Raw genomic sequence first — 23,494 nt, forward strand, 5'->3', positions numbered from 1 at the left:
GCCTCGCCCAAAGCGCAGGTAGAGCGGGTTTCGCCAGCAAACCACCGCGAGAACCAACGCTCACTGTGCACTCACACTAATTAGCCATTCACCACTGGCACTCAGCGCGCCAGTGTGGCGAAGAACACCCCTGACCAGCGCAGATGCGACTCTGAGGGGCGAGTCCTCAGCAACCAGCCAGCACGATCCCGTAGTTCGTGCGTTGCGCCGAAACGACAACGCGCCGCACCCGAATCGGGCGCGGCGCGTTGCGGGCTGGGGAGCGGGTTACTTACCGCCCTGGTTGGCGACGGCGGCGGCGCCCGCGGCGGCCGCTTCCGGGTCCAGGTACTCGCGCGGGCGCACCGGGCGAAGGTCGTCGTCCAGTTCATAGCGCAGCGGGATGCCGGTGGGAATGTTCAGGCCGGCGATGTCCTCGTCGGAGATCTGATCGAGGTGCTTGACCAGCGCGCGCAGCGAGTTGCCGTGCGCGGCGATCAGGACGGTCTTGCCCGTGCGCAGGTCCTTGGAGATGGTGTCCTCCCAGTACGGGACCATGCGGCGCACCACGTCGAGCAGGCATTCGGTCTTCGGGACCTCGATGCCGGCGTAGCGGGCGTCGCCCTCCTGGCTGTACTCGTCGTCCGGGTCGATCGGCGGCGGCGGGGTGTCGTAGCTGCGGCGCCACAGCATGAACTGCTCGTCGCCGTACTTATCCTTGACCTGCGCCTTGTTCTTGCCTTGCAGCGCACCGTAATGCCGCTCGTTGAGGCGCCAGTCCCGGATCACCGGGATCCAGTGCCGGTCGGCGGCGTCCAGCGCGATGTTCGCGGTGCTGATCGCGCGGCGCAGCAGCGAGGTGTAGACGACATCGGGCAGGATGCCGTGCTCGGCCAGCAGCTCCCCCGCCCGCTTCCCCTCGGCGATGCCCTTGTCGGTCAGGTGCACGTCCACCCAGCCGGTGAACAGGTTCAGGGCGTTCCATTCGCTCTCGCCGTGGCGCAGCAGCACGAGGGTGTACGTCATGCGGCCATCTTTCCATGTGCGGAAAATGCCGTCACATCGTTCCCCGACGGTCCACGGTCACCGGCCGGACCTGGTCGCACGGGTGTGCCCGTGGTCAGCCGAGGTCGTCGATGCCCGCGTCGCCCGTGGCGAGCACACCCGCGCCGACCAGGGTGGCGCCGTTGGTGATCTCGGAAAGCACAACGCTGATGCCCCGCACGAAGTCCAGGCGCGCGTGCTCGGCCAGCGCCGCACGCATCGGATCCCACAGCGGCGCACCGGATTGCGCGAAGCCGCCGCCGATCACCACGCGGTCGACGTCGAGCAGCGCCGCGGCCGAGGCGATCGCCTGACCGAGCGCGGTACCCGCCCGGTGCAGCGCCGCGAGGGCGATCTCGTCGCCGCGGTGCGCGTCCTCGGCGAGTTGCACGCCGGTGTTGCCCTGCCAACCCTGCGCGACCGCCCAGCGCACCGAGGACATGCCGCTGGCGACCGCCTCGACACAGCCGACGCCGCCGCACAGGCAGGGCACCGCCCAGCCGGGCACCACGATATGGCCGATATGACCGGCGTTGCCGGTACGGCCGAGCACGACCCGGCCGTCCGCGATGAGCCCGCCGCCGATCCCCGAGGAGACCGTCAGCGCCAACCCGTTCGGCACCCCGCGCAGCGCGCCGACGTGATGCTCGGCCAAGGCCAGGCAGGCGCCGTCGATGGCGAATCGTATTGCCGCCGTGGGGAACAGCTCGCGCACCGCGGCGACGATCGCGAAGCCCGATTTCCATTCGGGGATGTTCAGCGGGGCGGTACTGCCGGTGCGCACGTCGACCGGTCCGGCCGAACCGATGCCGACGGCGGTGATCGTCGCGTCGCCCGCCACCGCGCGCAGCAAATCGCGACAGGCACCCCAGACGTCTTCGCGCGGCACATCGACGCGGCGCACGTCGCGCACCTCGTTGCCGGTGTGCACCACACCGGCCGCGAACTTCGTCGCGCCGATATCGAGTGCGAGAACTGTCATCGCGGTTTATCGGCCGTGTCTACCAGGTGTTCGAAGGCGCGCAGGTTTTTCAGCGACTCACCGCGCGAAACCCGCCACTTCCATTCCTTGCGAATGGATTCCGCGAAACCGAGTTCGAGCAGCACGTTGAAATCAGCGTCGACCGCCTCCAGGATCTGGCCGAAAACGCGATCGAGTTCATCGGCGGTGACGGCGTGCGCGGAGATCTGACCGACCAGGTAAATGTCGCCGACCCGGTCCAAGGTGTAGGCCACGCAGTAGAGCCTGCGATTGCGGCGCAGCAGGAATTTGTAGACGCCCTCGAAGTTTTCGTCCGGCTTGCGGCAGACGAACGACTCGATGCGCACCCCATGCTTACCGACGGTGAGCATCACCGAGGTCTTGAGTTTGCGCTCACCGGGCAGGATGACGACGAACGTCTCCTCGCCGGAGCGGGTGTATTCGATCTCCCGGTCGCGCAGCGTCTGCTCGATCAGCTGAGCGGTTGCTTGCACCTCGTTCACCGGCGTGCTCCCATCCGGCGCCGCCACAGCGCCCGCGACCTGGCCTGATTCGGTTCCAGGTTAGTGCGTTCACCGGGTACCCACTCGCGCACGTCGGCACGCAGCGCGCCGCTGCCCGCGGCTATCCGGCCCGCACCGAGCCCGGCCCGGCCTGCCCGGAAATCGGTCAGTGCGGCGCAGTAGCTGTCCAGCAGTCCGTCGGCGGTGTGCTCCCAGGAGAAGTTGGCGGCATGCTCGACCGCGCGCCCGCTCATCCGGCGCAGGCGTTCGGGGTCGTCGAGCAGATAGCCGAGGGCACCCGCCCAATCCGGTGTCCGATGGCCGGGCACCAGCAGCCCGCTCTCGCCGTGCCGGACGGCGGTGCCGAGCCCGCCGACATCGGCGGCGAGCACGGGGGTGCCGCTGGCCTGGGCCTCGATCGCGACCAGGCCGAAGGATTCGTTGTAGCTCGGGACCGCGACGAGATCGGCGGCGCGGTAGACGAGCACCAGCCGATCCGGCGGCTGCGGCGGCAGGAAGGTGACCCGGTCGGCGATGCCGAGGGCGGCGGCCAGCTCGATCAGCGCGTCCGGCCGGTCCAGGCCGGTGCCGGACGGCCCGCCGACGATCAGGACGCGCAGTTTGTGGGCAGGGTCGGCGCGCAGCACCTCGGCCGCGGCACGCACCAGCACATCCGGCGCCTTCAACGGCTGGATCCGCCCGACGAACGCGACCACCTGCTCGTCGGTGGCGAGGCCGAGCGCCGCACGGGCCTCGGCCTTGTCACCCGGCCGATACCGGGTCAGGTCGGCGCCCGGCGGCACCACATCGATGCGCTCGGGCTGCGCGCCGTACAGCTCGACGAGCTGGCGGGCCTCGTCCGCGGTATTGGCGACCAGCCGATCCGCCTCGGCGATCACCTGCTTCTCGCCGATCTCGCGAGTCAGCGGCTCCGGACAGTCACCGTCGGCGAGCGCGGCGTTCTTGACCGCGGCCAGCGTGTGCGCGGTGTGCACCAGCGGCACCCGCCAGCGGTCCCTGGCCAGCCAGCCGACCTGGCCGGACAACCAGTAGTGCGAGTGCACGAGGTCGTAGTAGCCCGGCAGATGGCGCGCCTCCTGGCGCAGCACTTCCGCGGTGAACGGGCAGAGCTGGGTGGGTAGATCGTGTTTGTCGAGGCCTTCGAAGGGGCCGGCCACCACGTTGCGCACGAGCACGCCGGGGCCCGCTTCTTGCACGGGCGGCAGATTGGAGGAGGTGGCGCGGGTGAAGATCTCCACCTCGGTGCCGCGCCGGGCCAGCTGCAGCGCGGTCTGCAGCACGTAGACGTTCATGCCGCCCGCGTCGCCGGTGCCCGGTTGAGCCAGTGGTGAGGTGTGCACCGATAGCACGGCGACACGGTTCGGCCGTAGGTCCGGGCGTTGACTCACACTATCCATAGTGCACGTTGCATTCCCGGCCTCCATGCCGTCACGCCACCAAGTGAGAGCTATCACAGACGATTGGTGAACTCACTCACAACTGGGCGCCGACGCCACCTGGGCCGACTCGGATTTCCCCAGTCCGGTTCGACCGATTCACAAGCTGTCGGCGAACATGCTGATCTCGCCTACGAAGCGGGCCGGGTCCTCGATGAACAGCCCGTGCTGGGCCCCCTCCCAGAACGAGGCGCGCGCGTCCGGCACCGCCTCGAAGACGTAGCGGCCGTTCTCGATCGGGACCACCGGGTCGGCGGTGCCGTGCAGCACCAGTACCGGAATATCCAGTGCGCGAAGGGTTTCGGTGTTGTCGACGGTTCGGTAGAACAGCGCCTTGCGTACCGAGGGCGCGGTGGCGAGGCTGGTGCCGAACAGGCGTTGCGCGTCGGCGCCCTTGTCCGCGCCGGGGCCGGTGTTGGCATTGCCGAATGCCCCGAACGCGCGCACCGCGCGACCCGCGCTCTCCTCGAAAACACCGGGCATCGCGGCCTGCATCGCGGATCCGCTCGCCGCGCCGGGCACGCCGCGCCCGATATTGGCCTGCGAACCGGTGAACACGGCACCCGCGAGCGCGCCGGTGCCGTAGGCGGTCAGGTAGTCGCTGAGCACGATGCCGCCGTAGGACCAGCCGAGCAGGATCGCGCCGGACTCGATGCCCTCCCCCGCCAGCACGGCCGCGACGTCGGCCGCCCAGTTCTTCGGATCGTCGTAGCCCGCGGCGGGCGCGTCGGAGTAACCGTGGCCGCGCAGATCGACCGCGATCACCCGGAAGCGGGCGGCCAGGTCGTCGGCCGCCCGGCCCCAGCAGCGCAGATTCGCCGACCACCCGTGCAACAACACCAGCGGCCGCGCGTCGGCCGGACCGCTCACGCGATAGACGATGTTGGTGCCATCCGCGCTCACCGCGTCCCGTATAGCCATGACGTCAGGCTAACGGTGATCCCCGCGACAGCGCTCCTGCCCGCAAACGCCTGCATTTAGGATCGCAGGCATGAGCACTCGCACCGCTGTCGTCACCGGAGCCAGCTCCGGCATCGGGGAGGCCACCGCCCGGGAACTGGCCAAGCAGGGCTACCACGTCTACGTCGGCGCCCGCAGACTCGACCGCCTGCAGCGCGTCGCCGACGAGATCGGCGGCACCGCACTGGAACTCGACGTGACCTCCGACGACTCGGTGCGCGCCTTCGCCGCCGCGGTCGAGCGCGCCGACGTGCTGGTCAACAACGCGGGCGGCGCCAAGGGCCTGGCCACGGTCGCCGACGCCGATCTCGACGACTGGCGCTGGATGTGGGAGACCAACGTGCTCGGCACGCTGCGCGTCACAAAAGCGTTGCTGCCCAAGCTGATCGCCTCCGGCGACGGCCTCATCGTCACCATCACCTCGGTCGCCGCCTTCGTCGCCTACGACAACGGCGCGGGCTACACCTCGGCCAAGCACGCCCAGGCCGTGCTGCACCGCACTCTGCGCGGCGAGCTGCTCGGCCAGCCGGTGCGGCTCACCGAGATCGCCCCCGGCGCAGTGGAAACCGAGTTCTCGCTGGTGCGCTTCGACGGCGACGAGGAACGCGCGGCGAAGGTCTACGAGGGCATCGATCCGCTGGTGGCCCAGGACATCGCGGAGATCGTCGGCTTCGTCGCCTCGCGGCCGCCGCATGTGAACCTCGACCAGATCATCGTCAAGCCCCGTGATCAGGCGGACGCGGGCCGCTTCGCCCGCCGCAACTGACGCGTTATAGCTGAACCGCATCACAACTCGGCGGGGGCGGGTTCGCCGCACAATTGCTGAGTCAACGACGGGCCTCGGCTGCCGTTAGCATCGGATGCTTCGACGTCGTCTACCTCGGATCGGAGTTGTGCGCATGTTCAAGGGGTTCAAAGAGTTCCTGATGCGCGGGAACGTCATCGACCTCGCCGTCGCCGTCGTCATGGGCACCGCCTTCACCGCCGTGGTCACCTCGGTCACCAAGGGCGTCGTGAACCCCCTGCTCGCCGTGTTCGGCAGCCAGAACGAACTGGGCCTCGGCGTCCAGTTGATCGCGAGCAAGCCGGCCACCTTCATCCAGGTGGGCCCGATCATCACCGCGTTCATCAACTTCTTCGTGGTCGCCGCCGTGCTCTACTTCGTGCTGATGCTGCCGATGAAGACGATCAAGAACCGTTTCGGCACCACCAAGGCGGCCGAGCCGACCGAGACCGAACTGCTGATCGAGATCCGCGACCTGCTCGCCGAACGCCACGACGCCGTGCGCGCCCAGCGGGCCGCCGACCACGCCGTCGAGAACGACCCCGACCTCGATACCTCGCTGCGCCGCTAGGTCAGGTCCAGATCGAACTGATCTCGTCGGCGGCGCCCTTGCCCTGCCGCAGGCCCGTGCCGAACACCGCGGTCCAGGCCGACCCGTCGTTGAGGTCCGGCCCGAAGATGTCGAGCGCCACGGCGTCCGGCACGATCCGGGCGACCCGCTGCACGCTCGACGGCATCGTCGTCGCGAAGAGATGAGCGAGCGGCTCGATGAGCACCAGCGTGGACATGCCTTCGGCCAGATCGGCATTCGAGCCGTTGCGCAGCGCGCCGTCGACGTAGCGGCGGCCGCCGATGGTGACCGGCGCGGCCATACCCGGCATCGCGGTGCTCGCCGTGATCACCAGGTGCACGGGCACGCCCTCGGTACCGCGCCACACCTTCGGCGCACCCGAATGAACATCGACGGTCGGGATCAGCAGCCCCGGGTGCGGCCAATCCCCCTCGCCGACCATGGCTTTCAAGTCCTCGATCCGTAGCCGTTGCGGCCCGGTGGACGCGCTGAGCGTCAGCTCGGCGACGCGCGGCCAGGCCGTCGCGGCGTCCGGGCCGCGCAGCAGTTCGAGCACCTGCGCCGTCACCACCGGATCCACCCGCGGCGCGGGACCCGCGGCCCTCGGCGGTTGCGCGTGCGCGGCGAGGTCACGGCCGTCGGCCAGCAGCGCACCGGCGATGGCGCCCGCCGAGGTACCGACCAGCAGGTCGGCGTCGGCCAGCTCGATTCCGTTGCGGCGCAAGCCTTCCGCCACCCCGAGCAACCAGGCGGTGCCGACCACCCCGCCCGGACCGAGCACCACCGCACGCCCGTCGTTCACCGCGTCACCTTCTCGTCGAGCACATCGATATCAACGAGGTCGAACCTACCGTGGCGGGCCGGGTGCGACCGGGGTCGCGGTGACGACCGAGGTAGAACCGTCCAAGGCGGACATGGTTTTCCAGGTGGCCCAGTCGATGGTCCAGTCGTACAGGTCGCCATCGGCGGCCGAGAGCGGGATGGAGGTGCCGGTGACCTCCACCGGGTCGCCGTAGAGCGCGGTCCCGAAGTAGGCCTGCGCGTCGGCGGGCGAGAGGTTGATGCAGCCGTTGGTGACGTTCGAGGAACCCTGGGCGGACAGCGATTCCGGGTTGGCGTGGATGAATTCGCCGTTGTTGGAGATGCGTACGGCCCAGCGTTCGCGAACGTTGGTGTAGAACGGCGGGTTCGACATCATGAAGTCTTCGTACTTCTCGGTGACGACGTGCAACCCGGAGCGGGTGACGTTGCGTGGCTCGTTGCCCTCGCCGTAGCTGACCGCGAAATCGAAGATGGTCTGGCCGTCGCGCACCACCTGCATGCGGTGGCTCGGCGCGTTGGCCTTCACGATCTGGCTGCGGCCGATGCGGAAATCCGTTGTCAGGTCGGAGTATCCGTAGTTGCCTTCGCCGAGATCCAGTCCGTAGAGCTTGGCCGCGACGTGCACCGTGGTGCCGGGCGCCCAGTAATTCTTGGGGCGCCAATGCAATCGGGAGCCGTTGTCGTCGGGGAACCAGGCCCACGCGCCCTCGGTGGGCGGGTCGGTGGTGATGGTCATCGCCTTCTCCACCGCGGCCTTGTTCTGCACGGAAGCCTTGAACTGCAGGATGATCGGCGCGGCGATGCCGACCTCCTGGTTGTCGGCGATGTTGATGGTGGCGGGGACGGTGTTCTTCGGCGCGAGCGTGGTGAACGTGCCGTCGATCGGGATCGGCTTGCGGTCGGTGCCGACCGCGGTGCCGGACCAGGTGTAGGTGGCGCCGTAGCCGAGCGGCTCGGTGATGGTGTAAACGCGCTTGTCCGGGGAGAATTCACCGGCGACCTGTTTACCGTTGGCGTTGGTCAACGCCACCTGATCGATGGTGCCGTCGGTGACGGTGACCGAGACGGGTGCCGTCGGGTTGACCTTCGCGGCGTTGTTCTCCGGTGCCAAGGCGACCTTGGCGACGGGGCCCGCCTCGCGGGAGGAGTTGCTGTTACCGCCACCGCCGCTGCTGCATCCGGCCACCAAGGCGACCACGACGAGCAGCACGGCCGATACCGCGGCGACCGGTCTACGGATCACTGGACGCTTGCTCACCACATCGAATTTACGCGGGCAAACTCGTTCGATTGACTAGCGAAAGGTGTGGTGTCCGTTTCACCCGGTTACACGGTGACACCGACGGTGACGGGTTCGGGCTCGAGCCGGATGCCGAATCGCTCGGCGACCCCGTCGCGCACCGTCCTGGCCAATTCCACCAGGTCCGCGGCGGTCGCGGACCCGCGATTCGTCAGCGCCAGCGTGTGTTTCGTGGACAGGCGGGCCGGTGCCTCGGGGGCGGGGAAACCCTTGGCGAAACCGGCGCGCTCGATGAGCCAGCCCGCGGAGAATTTGACTCCGTCCGGCGCCGGATAGGTCGGCACCGTGACATCACCCACATGGGCCGAGATCGCGGCGCGCACCTCCGGCACGCGGTGCTCGGGCACGACCGGGTTGGTGAAGAAGGAGCCTGCGCTCCAGGTGTCGTGATCGACCGGGTCGAGGACCATGCCCTTGCCCGCGCGCAGGCGCAGCACGGCGTCGCGGACCTGGGCGGCCGGGCGGGATTCGCCGTTCGCGGCGCCGAGCAGGGTTGCGAGTTCGCCGAAGCGCAGCGGTGCGCTCGCGCCGCTGGGGTCGAGGGCGAACTCGACCGCGAGGACCAGCGCGTCGTCGCGGTGCTTGAGCACGCTGGTGCGGTAACCGAAACCGAGCTCATCGGGCCCGACCCAGCGGATCGCGCCGCTGCGGCGGTCGAGCAGCTGCACCCGGCGCAGCAGGTTCGCCACTTCCGCGCCGTACGCACCGACGTTCTGCACCGGCGTCGCCCCCGCCGAACCCGGAATTCCGGACAGGCACTCGAGACCACCGAGCCCGGCGGCGACGGTCGCCGCGACGACCGCGTCCCAGTTCGCGCCCGCCTCGGCCCACACACCGTCCGCGCCGAGCTCGACCCCCTCGGTCGCCACCCGCACCACCACGCCGTCGAAACCGTCGTCGCTGATCAGCAGGTTGGAGCCACCCGCGATGAGCAGCACCGGGATCCCCGCCGCGTCCAGCGCGCGCACCGTCGCCACCAGCGATTCGGTGCTCGCGCACTCGGCGACGGTGGCCGGACCACCGACCCGCAGCGTGGTCAGCTCGGCAAGCGGCACCGATTCGCGGATCCGGGCGCCGGTGGCGGCCAGCACATCCGACGGCACCACACGTGAAGTTCGCACAGGCAGACGGTAGCGTGTCCGACCATGGCTACACCGCTGGCGTACACGGCCCGCTACTCGCATCCCGCTGCCGCCGTGCGCGCGGCGTTCGCGAACGACCAGTACTGGAAAGACCGCGTCGCCGAGGTCGGCGGGCCGAATGCCCGGCTCGACTCGGTGACCGTCCAGGGCGACCAGATCCGCGTCCAGCTGGTGCAGGCCATCGCCGCCGAGCTGCTGCCCGCCGCGATCACCGCGGTCCGCCCCGGCGACCTGATCATCCCCCGGGTGGAGAACTGGACCGGCGACGCCGCCACCTTCCAGGCGACCGTCGAGGGCGCGCCCGCCGAGGTGCGCGGCACCATCACGCTGCGGGAGGACGGCGCGGGCTCGACCGCCGCCGCCAACGGCACCATCGAGGTGAAGATCCCGCTGTTCGGCGGCAAGATCGAGGCCGCGATCGCCGAGCACCTCACCGAGGTGCTCAAGAACGAGGAAGAGTTCACCAACACCTGGCTCGACACGCACTGACACGCGGAGAACCAGCGCTTCGGAGCGGGAAGTTGTTGCGACAGCACACTTCCCGCTCAACTTTTTGTGGACCCTACCGCCGAGCGAGGCGGGGGCCGTGCCACCCAGTAATCTCTGGATTCATGGCCCGTCGATTGGATTACTCCGCGCGCTACCCGTTGCACACCACCAAAGAGCTGTATGCGGTGCTGTCCAACCGCGACTACTGGGACGCGCGGATGGCGGAGATGCGGAAGTACTCGCCGGGCAACGAAGTGGCGCACCTGGAGGCGGGTGACGGCGGCATCGACGTCGAGCTGCACCACATCTTGCCGCGCGACATGCTCCCCGAGATCGCCCAGGCCGTGATGCGCAAGGACATGGTGATCACCCGCAAGGAGAGCTACGGGCCGTTCGGTGCCGAGGAGATCACCGGCAAGTACTCGGCCTCGATCCCGGCCGGGCCGGGCAGCCTCGGCGGCACCATCCGTCTGTTCCCCACCGATACCGGCTGCACCATGCGCTTCTCTTCGGAGGCGAAGGTGTTCATCCCGATGGTCGGGCCTCGGCTCGAGCAGCTGATGCTGGTGAACCTGATCGACCTGTTCCGGGCCGAGGCCGAGTTCACCGTGCAGTGGCTCGACGACCACCACCCGACCCGCTGACCAAACCTCTCGGCGCCATCACCCGCGGCACCACCGGCGTCAACCGGCTACGCCGCAGCGACCGCTGGTTGATCAACGACGAGTCGGTGGTGGCGCGCCTGCGTGCGGCGGCCGATCCGCTGGTGGTCGATCTCGGGTACGGCGCGAGTCCGTGGACGACGCTGGAGTTGGCGGCGCGGCTGCGCACCGTGCGGCCCGACGTCCGGGTCGTCGGCCTCGAGATCGATCCGGAACGGGTGGTGCCCGGTCGCGACGGCGTCACCTTCGCCCGCGGCGGGTTCGAATTGGCCGGACTGCGACCGGTTTTGGTGCGCGCGTTCAACGTGCTGCGGCAATACCCGGAGGCGGCGGTGCCCGAAGCCTGGTCGACCATCCTGTCCGGTCTCGCCCCCGGCGGGCTGCTGATCGACGGCACCTGCGACGAACTGGGCCGCCGCTGCGCCTGGGTGCTGCTCGACCGCACCGGCCCGCGGTCGCTCACGCTCGCCTGGGACCCGTTCACCGTCGCCCAGCCCTCCGACATCGCCGAGCGGCTGCCGAAAGCCTTGATCCACCGCAATGTTCCCGGCGAGCGAATCCACACCCTGCTGACCGCCGCCGACCGCGCCTGGGCCCGCGCCGCGCCGCTCGCCCCGTTCGGTCCGCGTATCCGCTGGCGTGCTGCCGCCGAATCACTACGGCAGGAAGGGTTTCCGCTGCGAACCTACCGTCGCCGCATGCGCGACTGCGTACTTTCGGTGCCGTGGGATACCGTCGCGCCGAAACTCGAACCGCCTCGGGCACGCTGAGCTCCAGCAACCTGCGCACCTACTGACTTGCCGTGCGCCGCTGCTGCTTTCGTGCGCCGACTAGGCGCTCGCCAGGGCTCGATAAACCCTGGCCGCCGCGCGTGGGGTCAGTCCCGCACCGGCGGTGCGGATTTCGTCGCTCGCGCAGCGGTTGATGGCGACCGCGTCGGCGACCACCTCGTCCAGCGCGGACTGGCCGATGTCCGCTTCGGCGAGATCGAGCACGGTGCGCAGCGGTGTGGTCACCAGGAACGGGCCTGCCGACTCGATCTCGGTGCCGATCAGGGAGCGGCGCAGCACCACCAGCCGCGGGGTCACCGGCGGGCGGCCCGCACCCACCGACAGGTGCAGGAATCGGGGGCGTAGTCGGCCGATGCCGTGCAGTTCGGCCGCGCTGTGATGGGAGACCGCCGCGGCACCGTCGAACCAGGCGGCCCACATGGCGTATTCGTCGAGCGGGCCCGCGGGCCATTCGGCCAACCGGAGCAACCCGACCCCGGCCCTGGTCACCGAGCCGTCGCCGAGCGCGATCCGGACCCGCGCCTCACACCGTGTGCGCACCACCTGGCGGGTGGTGAAGAAACCCGCGTGCCGCCCGGCCAGTCGCCGCAGCACACGCCAGCCGTGTTCCGCGGAACCGAGGGCCCGGCCCGCCGCCTCGCCAGCCATGCGCCTAAGGCTACGCTGGAATCCTGTGTCACATGTCACATTCGAACCCCTCATCGCCCCCTCAGAGACGGCACAGAAACGTCGGGAAGAATCAGCCGCATGAGTACGCAGTCTCCGGCCCCCAAGACGATCACCCGGCGAGCCCTGCTGATCGCCCTGACCGTGGTAGCGATTCTGCTGGCCACGGCCTTGGCCGGCGGTGAGGCGTACGCCAGGCACACCGTCTCCCAGTGCATCAGTACGCAATTCGAGAAGGAGATGGGCTCGAAGATCAACGTCGGCTTCGGCGCCAAACCGATGCTGATCACCTGGATCGACGGCAAGGTGCCGACGGTGAAGGTGGACAGCGACGACACCAAGTTCGGCCCCGCGGTCGGCATGGTGGTGCACGCCGAATTCCACGGGGTCGAGGTGACCGACAACGGTCGCGGCGGCGGCGTGATCGGCAGTTCGTCGGCCGATGTCACCTGGCACAACGACGGCATCCGGCAGACGCTCGGCGGCCTGGTCAGCGGCGTACGCTCGTCGGCGGCCTCGGACATGCTGACCCTGGATGTGCTCGGCGGCCTGGCCCAGTTGCAGGTCAAGCCGGTGATCAAGGGCGGGGTCATCGAGGTGGAGACGATGTCGGCGCAGCTGCTCGGCATGGGGCTGCCTACCGACCTGGTGCAGGGCATCGTCGAGGTGTTCACCAAGAGCCTGCAGAGCTATCCGTACAACATGGCGCCGACCGAGGTGAAGGTGACCGACGACGGTATCGCGGTCAAGCTCGCCGGCGGTCGCGCCGAGCTGCCCGCCGCCGAGAACGCGAACGCCACCTGCGCCTGAGGCGTCTCCGAGCAGCGGGCCGAAACCCACTGCACCGCAGCGGCATTCGCGGACCAGCGGCTGGCGCAGCGCGCTCGGCGACGACTCAGGCCGAGAACCCTTCGAGTACCTCGCGCGACTTCGACAACCCCAGCCGCGTCGCGCCCGCCGCGATCAGTTCCGCCGCGGCCTCGGCGGTGCGGATACCACCGCTCGCCTTGACCCCGAGCCGACCGCCGACGGTCGCCGCCATCAGCTCGACCGCGTGCACGCTGGCGCCGCCCGCGGGGTGAAAACCGGTGGAGGTCTTCACGAAATTCGCGCCGGCGCGCTCGGCGACCCGGCAGACCTCGACGATCGCGGCGTCCGGCAGCGCGGCCGCCTCGATGATCACCTTGAGCACCGCCCGGTCGCCGATCGCCTCGCGGACCGTCACGATGTCGGCGAGCACCGCGTTGTAGTCGCCGGCCAGCGCCGCGCCGACGTCGATGACCATGTCCACCTCGGCGGCGCCCTGGTCCACCGCGAGCCGCGCCTCGGCGCCCTTGACCAGCGAATGGTGTTTGCCGGACGGGAATCCGGCGACGGTCGCGACCACCAGCCCCGGTGCGCGCACCGGCAGCATCGACGGGGACACGCAGATCGCCAGCACCCCCAGTTCGCGGGCTTCGTAGATCAACGTGGCGACGTCGTCGGGGGTCGCCCCCGGCGCCAGCAGTGTGTGATCGATCATGGCGGCCACTTCGGCCCTGGTGAGTGACGCGGAACTAGCCATGAGCTGAGAGTCTGGCACACCGGTGGCGAATTCCGTTGCGCGCCTGGCGACACTCCCGCACACTCGTACTGGTGACAGATCGCCGGTAGTGACGCAGCGGTCGACTGATTAACGTGTGCGGATGGGCCCCTACTTGTTCGGGAGGAGACGACACCGTGCTGATCCGTCGCGAGCGCGCCGACGACATCGCCGAGATCGCCGCCGTCCATCGCAGCGCGTTCGGTCCGCTTCAGGCGGACGGCGATCGCACCGGCGAACCTACTGAGGACGGCGAGGCCGATCCCCCCGAGGTCGATCTGGTCGCGCGGCTGCGCAGCGACCCTGGCTGGATCCCCACCCTCTCGATGGTGGCGGTGGAGTACAACACCGTCATCGGCCACGTCTGCCTCACCAGGGCCGCCGTCGGCCCCTTCCCCGTGCTGGCGCTCGGCCCGATCGGTGTCGTCGCCGAACACCAGCACAGCGGTGTCGGCTCCGCACTCATGCACGCCGCCCTCGGTGCCGCCGACGCCCTCGACGAACCCCTGGTCTGCCTGCTCGGCCACCTCGACTACTACCCGCGATTCGGGTTCGTGCCTGCCGCCCGCCTCGGCATCACCCCCGATGTCCCCGCGTGGATATCGCACTTCCAGGTCCGCCCGCTCAGCGCCTACGACCCCCGCATCACCGGCGAATTCCACTACCCGGAACCGTTTTACAGTCCCGCCTCCCCGTGAATTCAGGCCAGACTCGGGTGCCACCAAAGTCAGCGTTGGCGACCGACGGCACCAGCGCGGCTGAGCACCGAATCAGTCGTCACGGCGGCCTTCGGCGATCGAGCCACCCTCCTGGCAAACCTGTCGCTCCGCCTTCCAGGCTGACCTGGAAGGATGAGCGGCATGAGTTCCGCTCCACCCGCCCTGGACGATCGACGCTTCGTGCTGACGCTCGGCTGCCCCGACCGTCCCGGCATCATCGCCCGGATCACCACCTTCATCGCCGAGTTCGGCGGGTCGATCGTGGAGGCGGGCTACCACTCCGACACCGACAGCGGCTGGTTCTTCACCAGGCAGGCGATCAAGGCCGCGACGGTGCCGTTCGGCCTCGCGGAGCTGCGCGACCGATTCGCGACCGTGGCCGCCGAGTTGGGGCCGGAGACGGAGTGGCAGCTGCTCGACTCCGGCGCACGCCGCCGTAGCGTGCTGCTGGTCAGCAAGGACGGGCACTGCCTGCACGACCTGCTCGGGCGCGCCGCCAGCGGCGAGCTGCCCGCGACCATCGAGGCGGTGATCGGCAACCACCCCGATCTGGCCGAGATGACCGAGGCGCACGGCGTGAAGTTCCATCATGTGCCGTTCCCGAAGGACCCGGCCGAGCGCGGGCCCGCCTTCGCCGAGCTACAGGCGCTGGTCGACTCGCACAACCCGGACGCGGTGGTGCTCGCCCGCTTCATGCAGGTGCTGCCGCCGGAACTGTGCGCGCACTGGGCAGGCCGGGCGATCAACATCCACCACAGCTTCCTGCCGTCGTTCGTGGGCGCCCGCCCGTACCACCAGGCGTTCGCGCGCGGTGTGAAGCTGATCGGCGCCACCTGTCACTACGTCACCGCGGAACTGGACGCGGGCCCGATCATCGAGCAGGACGTGAGCCGCATCGATCACGCCGACGACGTGCGCGACATGGTCCGGCAGGGTCGCGACATCGAACGCGTCGTGCTCGCGCGTGGCCTGCGCTGGCATCTGGAGGGCCGGGTGCTCGTGCACGGCCGCCGCACGGTCGTGTTCACCTGAGCGCGCGCGGCCGCGACATCAGCCCGCGATCTCGGCGCGGCGCGGGCGCACCGATTCCAGGACGCGCGCCAGCTCCTCGTTGAACTGCTCGTAGGCTTCGGTATTGCCGAGATGCCCGGTCGGCAGCTCCGTGAAGCGCGCCAGATGTCCGGTCTCCCTGAGCATCTCCGCGATCCGTTCCGAATGCACCACGGGCGTCATGTCATCGAACGATCCCGCGATCACCGTGGTGGGCACCACCAGGTTCCGCGCGCCCTCGCCGACGTTCATGTCGGCGAGCAGCCTGCCGAACCTGGCCCGCACCATGGCCGGACACGACCGCACGATGGCCATGCTGAAGTCGAGCAGGTCGCCCTTGGCCTTGGTGGTCATGATCGACCGCGCGAACAGCCACCGCACCGGCGCGATCGGCGGAAAGACGAGCGGGGCGCCGAGCCCGAGGCGCCCGAACAGGAACGGCAGCGGCACCTTCAGTTCCAGCAGCCGCATCGGCCGGTTCAGCAGCGGCACCACGGTGGTCTCGAAAACCAGCCGATCGGCCGCGGTATTGGTGAGCAGCACGGCGAGCGCCTGCTCGGCGACGCGGTCGGGGTAGCGCGCGGCCCACGCCTGCAGCGTCATGCCGCCGAGGCTGTGCCCGACCAGAACGGCCCGCTGGCCAGGACGCAGCGCCGCGGTGAGCACGGAATCCAGGTCGTCGGCGAGCAGTTCCATGCTCAGCACGCCGGTGCCGTATTCGCTCTCGCCGTGGCCGCGCTGGTCGTAGGCGACCACGCGATACTCGCCGGCGAAGGCGTTGATCTGGGCGTTCCAGTATTCGATGCAGCAGGTCCAGCCGTGCACCAGCACGATCACGGGGCGGTCGGCGGGGCCGTAGGAGTGGACGCGGAGCCGGACACCGTCGCGGGTGGTCACCGGGATCACCTCGGGCACGACGGTGGGCGGGTTGAACGCCGTGGTCGCGTAGGTACGGGACCGCAGGTTCGCGCGGTGTGCGTCGAGCAACCCCCGAAGCTGACTCGGGAAGTTCACCAACGCAGTCGGCAGCTTGGCACGCATCGGACACTCCTTTGTGTTACTGCTCGATACAGTAACTCCGATTCGTGCCGCTTGCTAGTGCAAGCACTCGAAAAGTTATCGAGTATTCGTCATCTACCAGCGTGGACCCCGTTGGACCTCGTCCACCTTCGGCCGCACATCGGCCAGATAGATACCGGTGGCGATGATGGCGGCGAAGGAAAGCAGCCCGAGACCCGCGGGCGAGAGCAGGAGCAGCAGCACCGCGACCCCGAGGATCGCCAGCCAGATCGGCTTGGTCAGTTTGTCCACCGCGGTAAACGCGTCCGGACGCTGCCGCACGGCATGAATCAGCGCAAAGATCGTCGCGCCTAGCGCCGCCAGCCACAGCACGAGCAGGATCATCCCGGTCAATCCGTGCACCATATTCACCTCACCCATCATACGAGCAACGCCCCCGCACACCAGAGTGTGCGGGGGCGTTGCTCGGTCGAACTCCAATACCCTTGCGGCCCTTACGAATCAACGCTCGGGACGCACGGCATATCGGTCAGCTCATGCCTTCTTCGGCGCGGCCTTCTTCGCGGGCGCCTTCTTGGCCGGCGCGGCCTTCTTGGCGGCGGGCGCGGCGGCCTTGACCGGCGCACCGTTCTCCTCGGGGGCCGGGGTGGTCTCGGTGGTCACCGTGACGACCTCCGCGTCGACGACCGGCGCGGGCACCTCGCCCTCGACCTTGGCCGGGCGGCCGAGCAGGCCGTTGACCCGGCCGAGCACGTCCTCCGCGCGGGTGGCGGCGTCCTTGTACAGCGTCTCGACGCGCTCGATCTGCTCCTCGACCAGGTGGTTGGCGCGCAGCCGCTCCACGGTCTCCTCGCCGCGCACGGCGAGGTCGGCGTAGATGTCGAGCACCTGGTGGTAGTACTTGTCGGCCAGCGTGCGCAGTTCCTCGGGGGTGAACTTCTCGCGCAGCTCGGCGAGGTCCTCCGGCAGCTCCGAGGGCAGTCCGGCGAGCCGCTCGCGCAGCGTCTCGAACTGGGCCTGCACATCGGCGGGCACGTTGGCGAAGCGCTCGCGGGCCTCGTCGACCCGGGCGGAGACGTCGGTCGAGGCGGCCCGCTCCCGCACCTGGGTGACGACATCGGTCACGGCGGCGTAGATGGCGTCGCCGGCACCGACGGTAGCGAGCAGCGGCTTGGTCACGGTCGGGTTCTTCTCGGTCATGGTATTTCGTTCTCCTGGCGTGGCGGAGTTTCGGTTGGTGTGCGCGGAACGACGCTGTCCCCATCCCCCCCGGGCTCGTTCCCTCCGTTTTCCCGGCGAAACGATTCATAGATTTCGAGCAGCACCTGCTTTTGCCGTTCGCTGATCGACGTATCGGCGAGCAGGGCGTCCCGGACCGGGCTGTGTGGCCGCTGTTCGAGATAGCCGGCCCGGACGTACAACACCTCCGAAGACACCCGCAGTGCCTTGGCGATCTGCGCGAGTACCTCGGCGGATGGATTGCGCAATCCGCGCTCGATCTGGCTGAGGTACGGATTGCTCACTCCCGCAAGGGTGGCGAGCTGACGCAGCGAGACTTGCGCGGCCTCTCGCTGTGCCCTGATGAAGCCTCCGATGTCGTGCGCCGCGTTCACCACGCGGGCCGCTTTTTCTCCGACGCCGGCCGATTGCTCGGCCGAACTATCGGTGTACTCGGCGGAAACCTCGGGCTGGTCTGCCATCACTCACCTTCTGGCGGTTGTACGAGTTCAATTCTAGGGCAGGGTGCTAACTATTGCAAGCAGTCTGCTAGCACCCTCTCGGCAAACATTCGGCGCGCTGCGGCTCAGCCGCCGAACATCAACTGCGAGATCGTGTAAATCGCCAGGCCCGCAAGCGAACCGACGACCGTTCCGTTGATGCGGATGAATTGCAGGTCACGCCCGACCTGCAATTCGATCTTCTTACTTGCCTCGTCCGCATCCCACCTGGCAACCGTATCGGTGACCAGGGTGCTGATCTCCCCGGCATAGTTCTCCACGAGATACCTTGCCCCCCGGTCGATCCAGCCGTCCACCTTCGCGCGCATGTCGGCGTCGTCGCGCAACCGCTCGCCGAGTTGCTGCACGTTCTCGCAGACCTTACGCCGCAGCGTGCTGTTCGGGTCGTCGGCCGATTCCAAGATCAAACGTTTGGCCGCGCGCCAGGTCGCCTCGGCCATCCCGGTGATTTCCTCGCGGCCCATGATCTGCGCCTTGATCCGCTCGGCCTTCTTGATCATCGCGTCGTCGTGCTGCAGATCGTCGGCGAACTCCTCGAGAAAACGATTCGCCGCGAGCCGCACCTCGTGCTCGGGATTGGACCGGACCTTCCAGGTGAACTCCACCAGTTCCCGATAAATCCGTTCGGACAACAAAATGTTGACGAATTTCGGCGCCCACTGCGGTGCGTCGCGCAAGACGATGCGGTCGATCGTCTCCTGCGAACCCAACGCCCACTGGTGCGCACGCTCGGCGAGCAGGTCGATCAGCGCGAGCTGGCGATTGTCGGCGAGCAACTCCGCGAGCACCCGGCCGATCGGCGGGCCCCACAGCGGTTCGGCGATCCGCTTCACGATCGTCTGGTCGATGATCTGCTCGACGTCCTCGTCGCGCAGCACCCCGACCACCGCGCGCAGCAGCGTGGAACTCTCCTCGGCCACCCGGGCGGCATGGCCGGGAACGGCCATCCAGCGGCCGACCCGCCAGGAGATCTGCGCCGAGGTCACCTTGGCCGAAACCACCTCCGGCGCCAGAAAGTTGGTGCCGACGAAGGTGCCGAGGCTCTCGCCGAGCTGGTCCTTCTTCTTGCGGATGATCGCGGTGTGCGGGATGGGCAGGCCGAGCGGGTGCCGGAACAGCGCGGTCACCGCGAACCAGTCGGCCAGTGCGCCGACCATGCCCGCCTCGGACGCGGCGCGCACATAGTCCACCCACCCTTCGCTGCCGCGCGACTCCAGCCAGCGACAGAACAGATAGATCGCCGTCGCCACGGCGAGCAGTCCGGTGGCCAGTGCCTTCATCCGCCAGAGGTCGCGGCGTTTGCTCTCCTCGTCGAGGACCGCGGCGAAGCCGAACGGGGCGGCCGCCGCGGGCGCCGGGGGCGTTTCCAGGACCGCGATGTTGCCGGGAGCTTTCTCCATGGCTCCATTCTGCTGTGCGGAGCGGTGCGCCCGCCGGAGGGCGGCCACGCGCCTTCGCGCTCGCGAGCCGACCACGCCGAAGATGTGCAACCTGTCGCATCCCGACCCAAACGCGCATATCACCAGCGACCGGGACATAAGCTGGAGGCGCACGGAGAATCCGACTAACAAGGGAGCCCACGCTGTCCACCGATGACCTTGTCGACGTCGGCGAGATCGCCGACCGACCGGCGGCGGTGCGCACCGGCCGACAGGATGGCCGCAAACGCCGATGGCGCCAGCACAAGATCGACCGCCGCGAGGAACTCGTCGACGGCACTCTTGCCGCTGTTCGAGCACGCGGCTCCAATGCGGGCATGGACGAGATCGCAGCCGAGATCGGCGTCTCGAAAACCGTGCTGTACCGGTACTTCTCCGACAAGAACGACCTGGTCCACGCGACCATGCAGCGGTTCATCGAGACCACCCTGATGCCACGGGTCTACGGCGCGATCAGCCTCGACGCGGACGAGTATCAGCTGGTCCGTTCGGCCCTCGGCGAGTACGTCGGCACGGTGGACGAGGACCCCGAGGTCTATCGGTTCATCATGGGCAACGGCTCGGCCGATCAGTCCTCGCTCGCCGAGTTCGAGAAACTCTTCGCCGAGGTGGTCGCCGCGGTGATCATCGACCGCGCGACCGAGAAGGGCATCCAGACCGAGGGCGCGATGCTCTGGTCCTATGTGCTGGTCGGCGGCATCCAGCTGGCAACGCACTGGTGGACCACCAACAAGACGATGTCGCGCGAGCAGGTGATCGACTACCTGACCATGATGGCCTGGAGCGCGATCGACGGGATGGCGCGTGCCAACGGCTCGCGCGAGGTGTTCAACGCGCAGCCGCACGTGCTACCGACACCCGGCGCGAACTCGGCGAACTGATCAATCGCCCGACTTCCGGGGTGCTAGCTGGGGTGCTAGCAAAAGTGTGACGACGGGCTCGACTTTGCCGCGAGGTTGGCTACTCTGAACCCGAGCGGTGCGCCCAGTGGGCTACGTCACCGCCCCGCGCACTGGCACCAATGGAGGTACCTCGATGGCGAAGCAAGTACCGACCTCTCGGCTTGCTCGTGGCACCAAGCTAGGTGCCGTCGCAGCCAGCTCGGTGATCCGCACGCAACGCGCGCGGCTGTCGATGCGGGGTAGATCCGAGGCCGTGCGCGCGAAGATGGCCGAGGAGTCCATGATTCGCACCACCGAGCAGGTGGTCATGGTGCTCGGCACCATGAAGGGCGTGGCCATGAAGCTCGGGCAGATGATGTCCGTGCTGGATATGGATTTGGTGCCGGAGGCGCATCGCGAGCGGTTCCAGAAGCGGCTCGCGGTGCTGCGCAACGCCGCGCCGTCGGTGTCGTTCGAGTCGATGCGCCAGGTGATCGAGGAGGATTTCGGCCAGCCGCTGAACAAGATCTTCGCCGAGTTCGAGGCCGAGCCGATCGCGGCCGCCTCCATCGGCCAGGTCTATCGGGGCACCCTGCACGACGGCAGGCAGGTCGCGGTGAAGGTGCAGTACCCGGGCATCGACGCCGCGGTGCGCGCGGATCTGAAGAACCTGGCCATGTTCCGCAGGGTGCTGCAATCGGCGATGCCGTGGGTCACTCCCGCCGTGCTCGACGAGCTGCGGCTCAATATGGAGAGCGAACTCGACTACCAGGCCGAGGCCAACACCCAGTTACAGATCGCCGAGCTCTACGCCGGGCATCCGTTCATCGTGGTGCCCCGGTCGATGCCGGAGCTCAGCACCACCCGCGTGCTGGTCAGCGAGTACGTGGCGGGCAAGGGCTTCGAGGAGATCCGGCAGCTGCCGGCCGCGCAGCGCGACCGGATCGGCGAGATCATCTATCGCTTCTACGTCGGTTCGCTGTTCACCTTCAACGAGTTCTGCGGCGACCCGCACCCCGGCAACGTGCTGCTCGCCCCGGACGGCAAGGTCGGCTTCCTCGACTTCGGGCTGTTCAACCGGATGGATCCCGAGCACGTGCAGTTCGAGCTCACCTGCCTGCGCGCGGCCGCCGAAGATCGCGCCGAAGACCTGCGGCAGTTGATGATCGAGCGCGGCGTGATCGACTCGCCGGAGGAGATCGGCGCCGAGGAATGCCTGGAATACGTGCTGGCCGCCTCCGAATGGTGCCTGATCGACGAGGACCTGACGATCACCCCCGAGCTGGCCAGCGGCGCCTTCCTGCTCGCCGTCGATCCGCGGGCCAGCGAGTTCGCCGGGATGAAGCAGCAGAACCTGCCGCCGGAGCACCTGTTCTCCCGGCGCGCCGACTTCCTCACCTTCGGCATGCTCGGCCAGCTCGGCTGCACCGCGAACTGGCACCAGATCTCCCGCGAATGGCTCTACGACGAGCCCCCCGTCACCGAACTCGGCAAGGCCCATCACGCGTGGCTGGCCGAGCACCCGCCGGTCGCGCCGAAGAAGCCGCGTACCAAGGCGAAGAAAGCCCCGAAGCCCAGCTCCAATGCCTGACCCGCAGAACGGAAGACCATGGCAGACACACGCGAATTCGATATCGTCCTTTTCGGCGCAACGGGTTTCGTAGGCAAACTCACCGCGGAGTACCTGCTCACCGCCGCACCGGAGTCCGCGCGCATCGCGCTGGCCGGGCGCTCGCTGGACAAGCTCACCAAGGTGCGCACCGAGCTCGGTCCGGTGGCCGCCGACTGGGGACTGGTGGTGGCCGACTCCACCGACGATGCCGCGCTCGCCGCGCTGGCCGCGCGGACCAAGGTGGTGCTCACCACGGTTGGCCCGTATCTGCGCTACGGGATGCCGCTGGTCGCCGCCTGCGCGAAGGCCGGAACGCACTACGCCGATCTCACCGGTGAGCCGCTGTTCATCCGGGATGCGATCGACCGGTACCACGAGCAGGCCGTCGCGACCGGCGCCAAGATCGTGAATTCCTGTGGGTACGACTCGATTCCGTCGGACCTGAGCGTGTATCAGCTGTACCGGCGCTCGCTCGCGGACAACACCGGCGAGCTGGAGGAGACCACGCTGGTCGCCTCGCTCAAGGGTGGCGTCAGCGGCGGCACCATCGACTCGGGCCGGGCCATGATGGAGGCGATCGCCGCCGACCCGAGCAAGGGTGCGGTGCTGTCGCACCCCTACTCGCTGAGCCCGGACAAGTCGATGGATCCCGATGTCGGCCGCCAGTCCGACCAGGCGCTCTCGCGCGCCAGCGCCATCGACCCGAGCCTGGACGGCTGGGTGAGCACCTTCGTCATGGCTGCGCACAACACCAAGATCGTGCGCCGGACCAACGGTCTGCTCGGCTGGGTGTACGGCAAGAACTTCCGCTACCGCGAGGTGATGAACGCGGGCACCTCGGCCGCCGCACCGCTGGTGGCCGCCGGGATGGCGGGCGGCATCGTCGCGACCATGGCGGCGGGCGCGGTGCTGTCGCGGGTGTCGATCGGCCGCAAGCTGCTCGATCGGGTACTGCCCAAGCCAGGCACCGGCCCGAGCGAAAAAGCCCGCGAGAGTGGGTGGTTCGCCATGAAGACGTTCACCCGCACCTCTTCGGGCGCGAAGTATGTCGCGACCTTCTCGGGCAAGGGCGATCCCGGCTACAAGGCGACCGCGGTGCTGCTCGGCGAGAGCGGACTGTGCCTGGCCTTCGACACCGACGCCCAGCCCGAGCTGGCCGGTGTCCTCACGCCGGCCGCCGCGATGGGCGACGCGCTCACCGAGCGGCTGCGCGCGGCGGGGATGACCATCGAGGTCGCGCGGGCCTGAAGACAGTGCGGCGGGGCGGGATCGGTGGCGACGCCGCGTCCCGCCCGCCGAT

The 23,494-nt window shown here is 68.7% G+C and carries 26 protein-coding genes; 11 read left to right on the plus strand and 15 right to left on the minus strand.

All coding sequences use genetic code 11. The annotated features are described in order from the left end of the window. Positions 1 to 267: 267 nt before the first annotated feature. The 5 genes from ACIHA7_RS05875 to ACIHA7_RS05895 form a co-directional block, all read right to left on the minus strand. Positions 268 to 1,005, minus strand: coding sequence for a phosphoglyceromutase (locus ACIHA7_RS05875; RefSeq protein WP_397285935.1), 738 nt, complete (start codon positions 1,003 to 1,005; stop codon positions 268 to 270). A 94-nt stretch (positions 1,006 to 1,099) separates the two neighbouring features. Beyond that, a complete protein-coding gene (locus ACIHA7_RS05880; RefSeq protein ID WP_397285937.1) occupies positions 1,100 to 2,005 on the minus strand; it encodes an ROK family protein in 906 nt (301 codons plus the stop codon). After that, the gene (locus ACIHA7_RS05885; RefSeq protein ID WP_397286545.1) at positions 2,002 to 2,499 is read right to left on the minus strand and encodes a YbjN domain-containing protein; all 498 of its coding nucleotides are present in this window, start codon (positions 2,497 to 2,499) and stop codon (positions 2,002 to 2,004) included. Before ACIHA7_RS05885 ends, ACIHA7_RS05880 begins: the two co-directional genes overlap by 4 nt. Positions 2,500 to 2,504: 5 nt before the next feature. Beyond that, positions 2,505 to 3,926, minus strand: coding sequence for a D-inositol-3-phosphate glycosyltransferase (gene mshA, locus ACIHA7_RS05890; RefSeq protein WP_397285939.1), 1,422 nt, complete (start codon positions 3,924 to 3,926; stop codon positions 2,505 to 2,507). Between the two features lie 138 nt (positions 3,927 to 4,064). After that, positions 4,065 to 4,886 carry an alpha/beta fold hydrolase gene (locus ACIHA7_RS05895; RefSeq protein WP_397285941.1) on the minus strand — a complete coding sequence of 274 codons (822 nt, stop codon included), beginning with the start codon at positions 4,884 to 4,886 and terminating at the stop codon, positions 4,065 to 4,067. A gap of 70 nt (positions 4,887 to 4,956) precedes the next feature. Between ACIHA7_RS05895 and ACIHA7_RS05900 the strand changes: the two genes are divergently transcribed. Continuing rightward, a complete protein-coding gene (locus ACIHA7_RS05900; RefSeq protein WP_397285943.1) occupies positions 4,957 to 5,691 on the plus strand; it encodes an SDR family NAD(P)-dependent oxidoreductase in 735 nt (244 codons plus the stop codon). Positions 5,692 to 5,824: 133 nt separating this feature from the next. Next, positions 5,825 to 6,280 (plus strand): large conductance mechanosensitive channel protein MscL, encoded by a 456-nt coding sequence (gene mscL, locus ACIHA7_RS05905; RefSeq protein ID WP_397285945.1) that lies wholly within the window; start codon positions 5,825 to 5,827, stop codon positions 6,278 to 6,280. Position 6,281: 1 nt separating this feature from the next. On the opposite strand, the gene ACIHA7_RS05910 is transcribed toward mscL, so the two are convergent. The 3 genes from ACIHA7_RS05910 to ACIHA7_RS05920 form a co-directional block, all read right to left on the minus strand. Further along, a complete protein-coding gene (locus ACIHA7_RS05910; protein ID WP_397285947.1) occupies positions 6,282 to 7,082 on the minus strand; it encodes a patatin-like phospholipase family protein in 801 nt (266 codons plus the stop codon). Between the two features lie 45 nt (positions 7,083 to 7,127). Next, positions 7,128 to 8,360, minus strand: a complete 1,233-nt coding sequence (locus ACIHA7_RS05915; protein WP_397285949.1) for an Ig-like domain-containing protein — start codon at positions 8,358 to 8,360, stop codon at positions 7,128 to 7,130. Positions 8,361 to 8,428: 68 nt separating this feature from the next. After that, a complete protein-coding gene (locus ACIHA7_RS05920) occupies positions 8,429 to 9,523 on the minus strand; it encodes a UDP-N-acetylmuramate dehydrogenase (RefSeq protein ID WP_397285952.1) in 1,095 nt (364 codons plus the stop codon). A gap of 24 nt (positions 9,524 to 9,547) precedes the next feature. Between ACIHA7_RS05920 and ACIHA7_RS05925 the strand changes: the two genes are divergently transcribed. From ACIHA7_RS05925 to ACIHA7_RS05935, 3 genes are all read left to right on the plus strand, one after another. Beyond that, positions 9,548 to 10,033: a DUF2505 domain-containing protein gene (locus tag ACIHA7_RS05925; protein WP_397285954.1), complete on the plus strand. Its 486-nt coding sequence runs from the start codon at positions 9,548 to 9,550 to the stop codon at positions 10,031 to 10,033. A gap of 122 nt (positions 10,034 to 10,155) precedes the next feature. Continuing rightward, positions 10,156 to 10,677 carry a DUF2505 domain-containing protein gene (locus ACIHA7_RS05930; protein WP_397285956.1) on the plus strand — a complete coding sequence of 174 codons (522 nt, stop codon included), beginning with the start codon at positions 10,156 to 10,158 and terminating at the stop codon, positions 10,675 to 10,677. Then, a complete protein-coding gene (locus tag ACIHA7_RS05935) occupies positions 10,647 to 11,465 on the plus strand; it encodes a class I SAM-dependent methyltransferase (RefSeq protein WP_397285958.1) in 819 nt (272 codons plus the stop codon). Before ACIHA7_RS05930 ends, ACIHA7_RS05935 begins: the two co-directional genes overlap by 31 nt. 60 nt (positions 11,466 to 11,525) lie before the next feature. On the opposite strand, the gene ACIHA7_RS05940 is transcribed toward ACIHA7_RS05935, so the two are convergent. Beyond that, positions 11,526 to 12,134, minus strand: a complete 609-nt coding sequence (locus tag ACIHA7_RS05940) for a hypothetical protein (RefSeq protein WP_397285961.1) — start codon at positions 12,132 to 12,134, stop codon at positions 11,526 to 11,528. 99 nt (positions 12,135 to 12,233) lie between these two features. Between ACIHA7_RS05940 and ACIHA7_RS05945 the strand changes: the two genes are divergently transcribed. Further along, positions 12,234 to 12,962: a DUF2993 domain-containing protein gene (locus tag ACIHA7_RS05945; protein ID WP_397285963.1), complete on the plus strand. Its 729-nt coding sequence runs from the start codon at positions 12,234 to 12,236 to the stop codon at positions 12,960 to 12,962. Between the two features lie 85 nt (positions 12,963 to 13,047). Here ACIHA7_RS05945 and deoC read toward each other — a convergent pair whose 3' ends face one another. After that, complete coding sequence (gene deoC, locus ACIHA7_RS05950; protein ID WP_397285965.1) at positions 13,048 to 13,716, minus strand: deoxyribose-phosphate aldolase; 669 nt, start codon at positions 13,714 to 13,716, stop codon at positions 13,048 to 13,050. A 155-nt stretch (positions 13,717 to 13,871) separates the two neighbouring features. Here deoC and ACIHA7_RS05955 point away from each other — a divergent pair, with 155 nt between their 5' ends. Together ACIHA7_RS05955 and purU are read left to right on the plus strand one after the other, a co-directional pair. Next, entirely contained in the window at positions 13,872 to 14,432 is a 561-nt protein-coding gene (locus tag ACIHA7_RS05955) for a GNAT family N-acetyltransferase (protein ID WP_397285967.1), read from the plus strand. A gap of 162 nt (positions 14,433 to 14,594) precedes the next feature. After that, positions 14,595 to 15,485 carry a formyltetrahydrofolate deformylase gene (gene purU / locus ACIHA7_RS05960; RefSeq protein WP_397285969.1) on the plus strand — a complete coding sequence of 297 codons (891 nt, stop codon included), beginning with the start codon at positions 14,595 to 14,597 and terminating at the stop codon, positions 15,483 to 15,485. A gap of 18 nt (positions 15,486 to 15,503) precedes the next feature. Here purU and ACIHA7_RS05965 read toward each other — a convergent pair whose 3' ends face one another. The 5 genes from ACIHA7_RS05965 to ACIHA7_RS05985 form a co-directional block, all read right to left on the minus strand. Further along, positions 15,504 to 16,544 carry an alpha/beta fold hydrolase gene (locus ACIHA7_RS05965; RefSeq protein WP_397285971.1) on the minus strand — a complete coding sequence of 347 codons (1,041 nt, stop codon included), beginning with the start codon at positions 16,542 to 16,544 and terminating at the stop codon, positions 15,504 to 15,506. A gap of 93 nt (positions 16,545 to 16,637) precedes the next feature. Further along, on the minus strand, positions 16,638 to 16,928 hold the full coding sequence (locus tag ACIHA7_RS05970; protein WP_379291257.1) for a DUF2516 family protein: 291 nt from the start codon (positions 16,926 to 16,928) through the stop codon (positions 16,638 to 16,640). A gap of 129 nt (positions 16,929 to 17,057) precedes the next feature. Beyond that, positions 17,058 to 17,723 (minus strand): heparin-binding hemagglutinin, encoded by a 666-nt coding sequence (locus tag ACIHA7_RS05975; RefSeq protein ID WP_397285973.1) that lies wholly within the window; start codon positions 17,721 to 17,723, stop codon positions 17,058 to 17,060. Beyond that, positions 17,720 to 18,223, minus strand: a complete 504-nt coding sequence (locus ACIHA7_RS05980; protein ID WP_397285974.1) for a helix-turn-helix domain-containing protein — start codon at positions 18,221 to 18,223, stop codon at positions 17,720 to 17,722. The genes ACIHA7_RS05975 and ACIHA7_RS05980 overlap by 4 nt, the downstream gene beginning before the upstream one ends. A 104-nt stretch (positions 18,224 to 18,327) precedes the next feature. Further along, positions 18,328 to 19,662 carry a DUF445 domain-containing protein gene (locus ACIHA7_RS05985; RefSeq protein WP_397285976.1) on the minus strand — a complete coding sequence of 445 codons (1,335 nt, stop codon included), beginning with the start codon at positions 19,660 to 19,662 and terminating at the stop codon, positions 18,328 to 18,330. A 236-nt stretch (positions 19,663 to 19,898) separates the two neighbouring features. Between ACIHA7_RS05985 and ACIHA7_RS05990 the strand changes: the two genes are divergently transcribed. The 3 genes from ACIHA7_RS05990 (at position 19,899) to ACIHA7_RS06000 (ending at position 23,442) form a co-directional block, all read left to right on the plus strand. Then, complete coding sequence (locus tag ACIHA7_RS05990; RefSeq protein ID WP_397285978.1) at positions 19,899 to 20,582, plus strand: TetR/AcrR family transcriptional regulator; 684 nt, start codon at positions 19,899 to 19,901, stop codon at positions 20,580 to 20,582. 154 nt (positions 20,583 to 20,736) lie between these two features. Next, on the plus strand, positions 20,737 to 22,173 hold the full coding sequence (locus ACIHA7_RS05995; protein ID WP_397285980.1) for an ABC1 kinase family protein: 1,437 nt from the start codon (positions 20,737 to 20,739) through the stop codon (positions 22,171 to 22,173). Between the two features lie 18 nt (positions 22,174 to 22,191). Continuing rightward, positions 22,192 to 23,442 carry a saccharopine dehydrogenase family protein gene (locus ACIHA7_RS06000; RefSeq protein ID WP_397285982.1) on the plus strand — a complete coding sequence of 417 codons (1,251 nt, stop codon included), beginning with the start codon at positions 22,192 to 22,194 and terminating at the stop codon, positions 23,440 to 23,442. The last annotated feature ends 52 nt before the right edge of the window (positions 23,443 to 23,494 follow it).

The sequence above is a fragment of the Nocardia sp. NPDC052316 genome (assembly GCF_044547795.1).
Taxonomy (GTDB): Bacteria; Actinomycetota; Actinomycetes; order Mycobacteriales; family Mycobacteriaceae; genus Nocardia.

Excerpts from the sequence above, each read along its gene's own strand:
- ACIHA7_RS05985 (WP_397285976.1), bottom strand. The coding sequence starts at position 19,662 with ATGGAGAAAGCTCCCGGCAACATCGCGGTCCTGGAAACGCCCCCGGCG.
- mscL (WP_397285945.1), top strand. The coding sequence starts at position 5,825 with ATGTTCAAGGGGTTCAAAGAGTTCCTGATGCGCGGGAACGTCATCGAC.
- ACIHA7_RS05895 (WP_397285941.1), bottom strand. The coding sequence starts at position 4,886 with ATGGCTATACGGGACGCGGTGAGCGCGGATGGCACCAACATCGTCTAT.
- ACIHA7_RS05940 (WP_397285961.1), bottom strand. The coding sequence starts at position 12,134 with ATGGCTGGCGAGGCGGCGGGCCGGGCCCTCGGTTCCGCGGAACACGGC.
- purU (WP_397285969.1), top strand. The coding sequence starts at position 14,595 with ATGAGTTCCGCTCCACCCGCCCTGGACGATCGACGCTTCGTGCTGACG.
- ACIHA7_RS05880 (WP_397285937.1), bottom strand. The coding sequence starts at position 2,005 with ATGACAGTTCTCGCACTCGATATCGGCGCGACGAAGTTCGCGGCCGGT.
- ACIHA7_RS06000 (WP_397285982.1), top strand. The coding sequence starts at position 22,192 with ATGGCAGACACACGCGAATTCGATATCGTCCTTTTCGGCGCAACGGGT.
- deoC (WP_397285965.1), bottom strand. The coding sequence starts at position 13,716 with ATGGCTAGTTCCGCGTCACTCACCAGGGCCGAAGTGGCCGCCATGATC.
- ACIHA7_RS05945 (WP_397285963.1), top strand. The coding sequence starts at position 12,234 with ATGAGTACGCAGTCTCCGGCCCCCAAGACGATCACCCGGCGAGCCCTG.
- ACIHA7_RS05995 (WP_397285980.1), top strand. The coding sequence starts at position 20,737 with ATGGCGAAGCAAGTACCGACCTCTCGGCTTGCTCGTGGCACCAAGCTA.
- ACIHA7_RS05925 (WP_397285954.1), top strand. The coding sequence starts at position 9,548 with ATGGCTACACCGCTGGCGTACACGGCCCGCTACTCGCATCCCGCTGCC.
- ACIHA7_RS05965 (WP_397285971.1), bottom strand. The coding sequence starts at position 16,544 with ATGCGTGCCAAGCTGCCGACTGCGTTGGTGAACTTCCCGAGTCAGCTT.
- ACIHA7_RS05975 (WP_397285973.1), bottom strand. The coding sequence starts at position 17,723 with ATGACCGAGAAGAACCCGACCGTGACCAAGCCGCTGCTCGCTACCGTC.
- mshA (WP_397285939.1), bottom strand. The coding sequence starts at position 3,926 with ATGGATAGTGTGAGTCAACGCCCGGACCTACGGCCGAACCGTGTCGCC.
- ACIHA7_RS05875 (WP_397285935.1), bottom strand. The coding sequence starts at position 1,005 with ATGACGTACACCCTCGTGCTGCTGCGCCACGGCGAGAGCGAATGGAAC.
- ACIHA7_RS05900 (WP_397285943.1), top strand. The coding sequence starts at position 4,957 with ATGAGCACTCGCACCGCTGTCGTCACCGGAGCCAGCTCCGGCATCGGG.
- ACIHA7_RS05930 (WP_397285956.1), top strand. The coding sequence starts at position 10,156 with ATGGCCCGTCGATTGGATTACTCCGCGCGCTACCCGTTGCACACCACC.
- ACIHA7_RS05980 (WP_397285974.1), bottom strand. The coding sequence starts at position 18,223 with ATGGCAGACCAGCCCGAGGTTTCCGCCGAGTACACCGATAGTTCGGCC.
- ACIHA7_RS05970 (WP_379291257.1), bottom strand. The coding sequence starts at position 16,928 with ATGGTGCACGGATTGACCGGGATGATCCTGCTCGTGCTGTGGCTGGCG.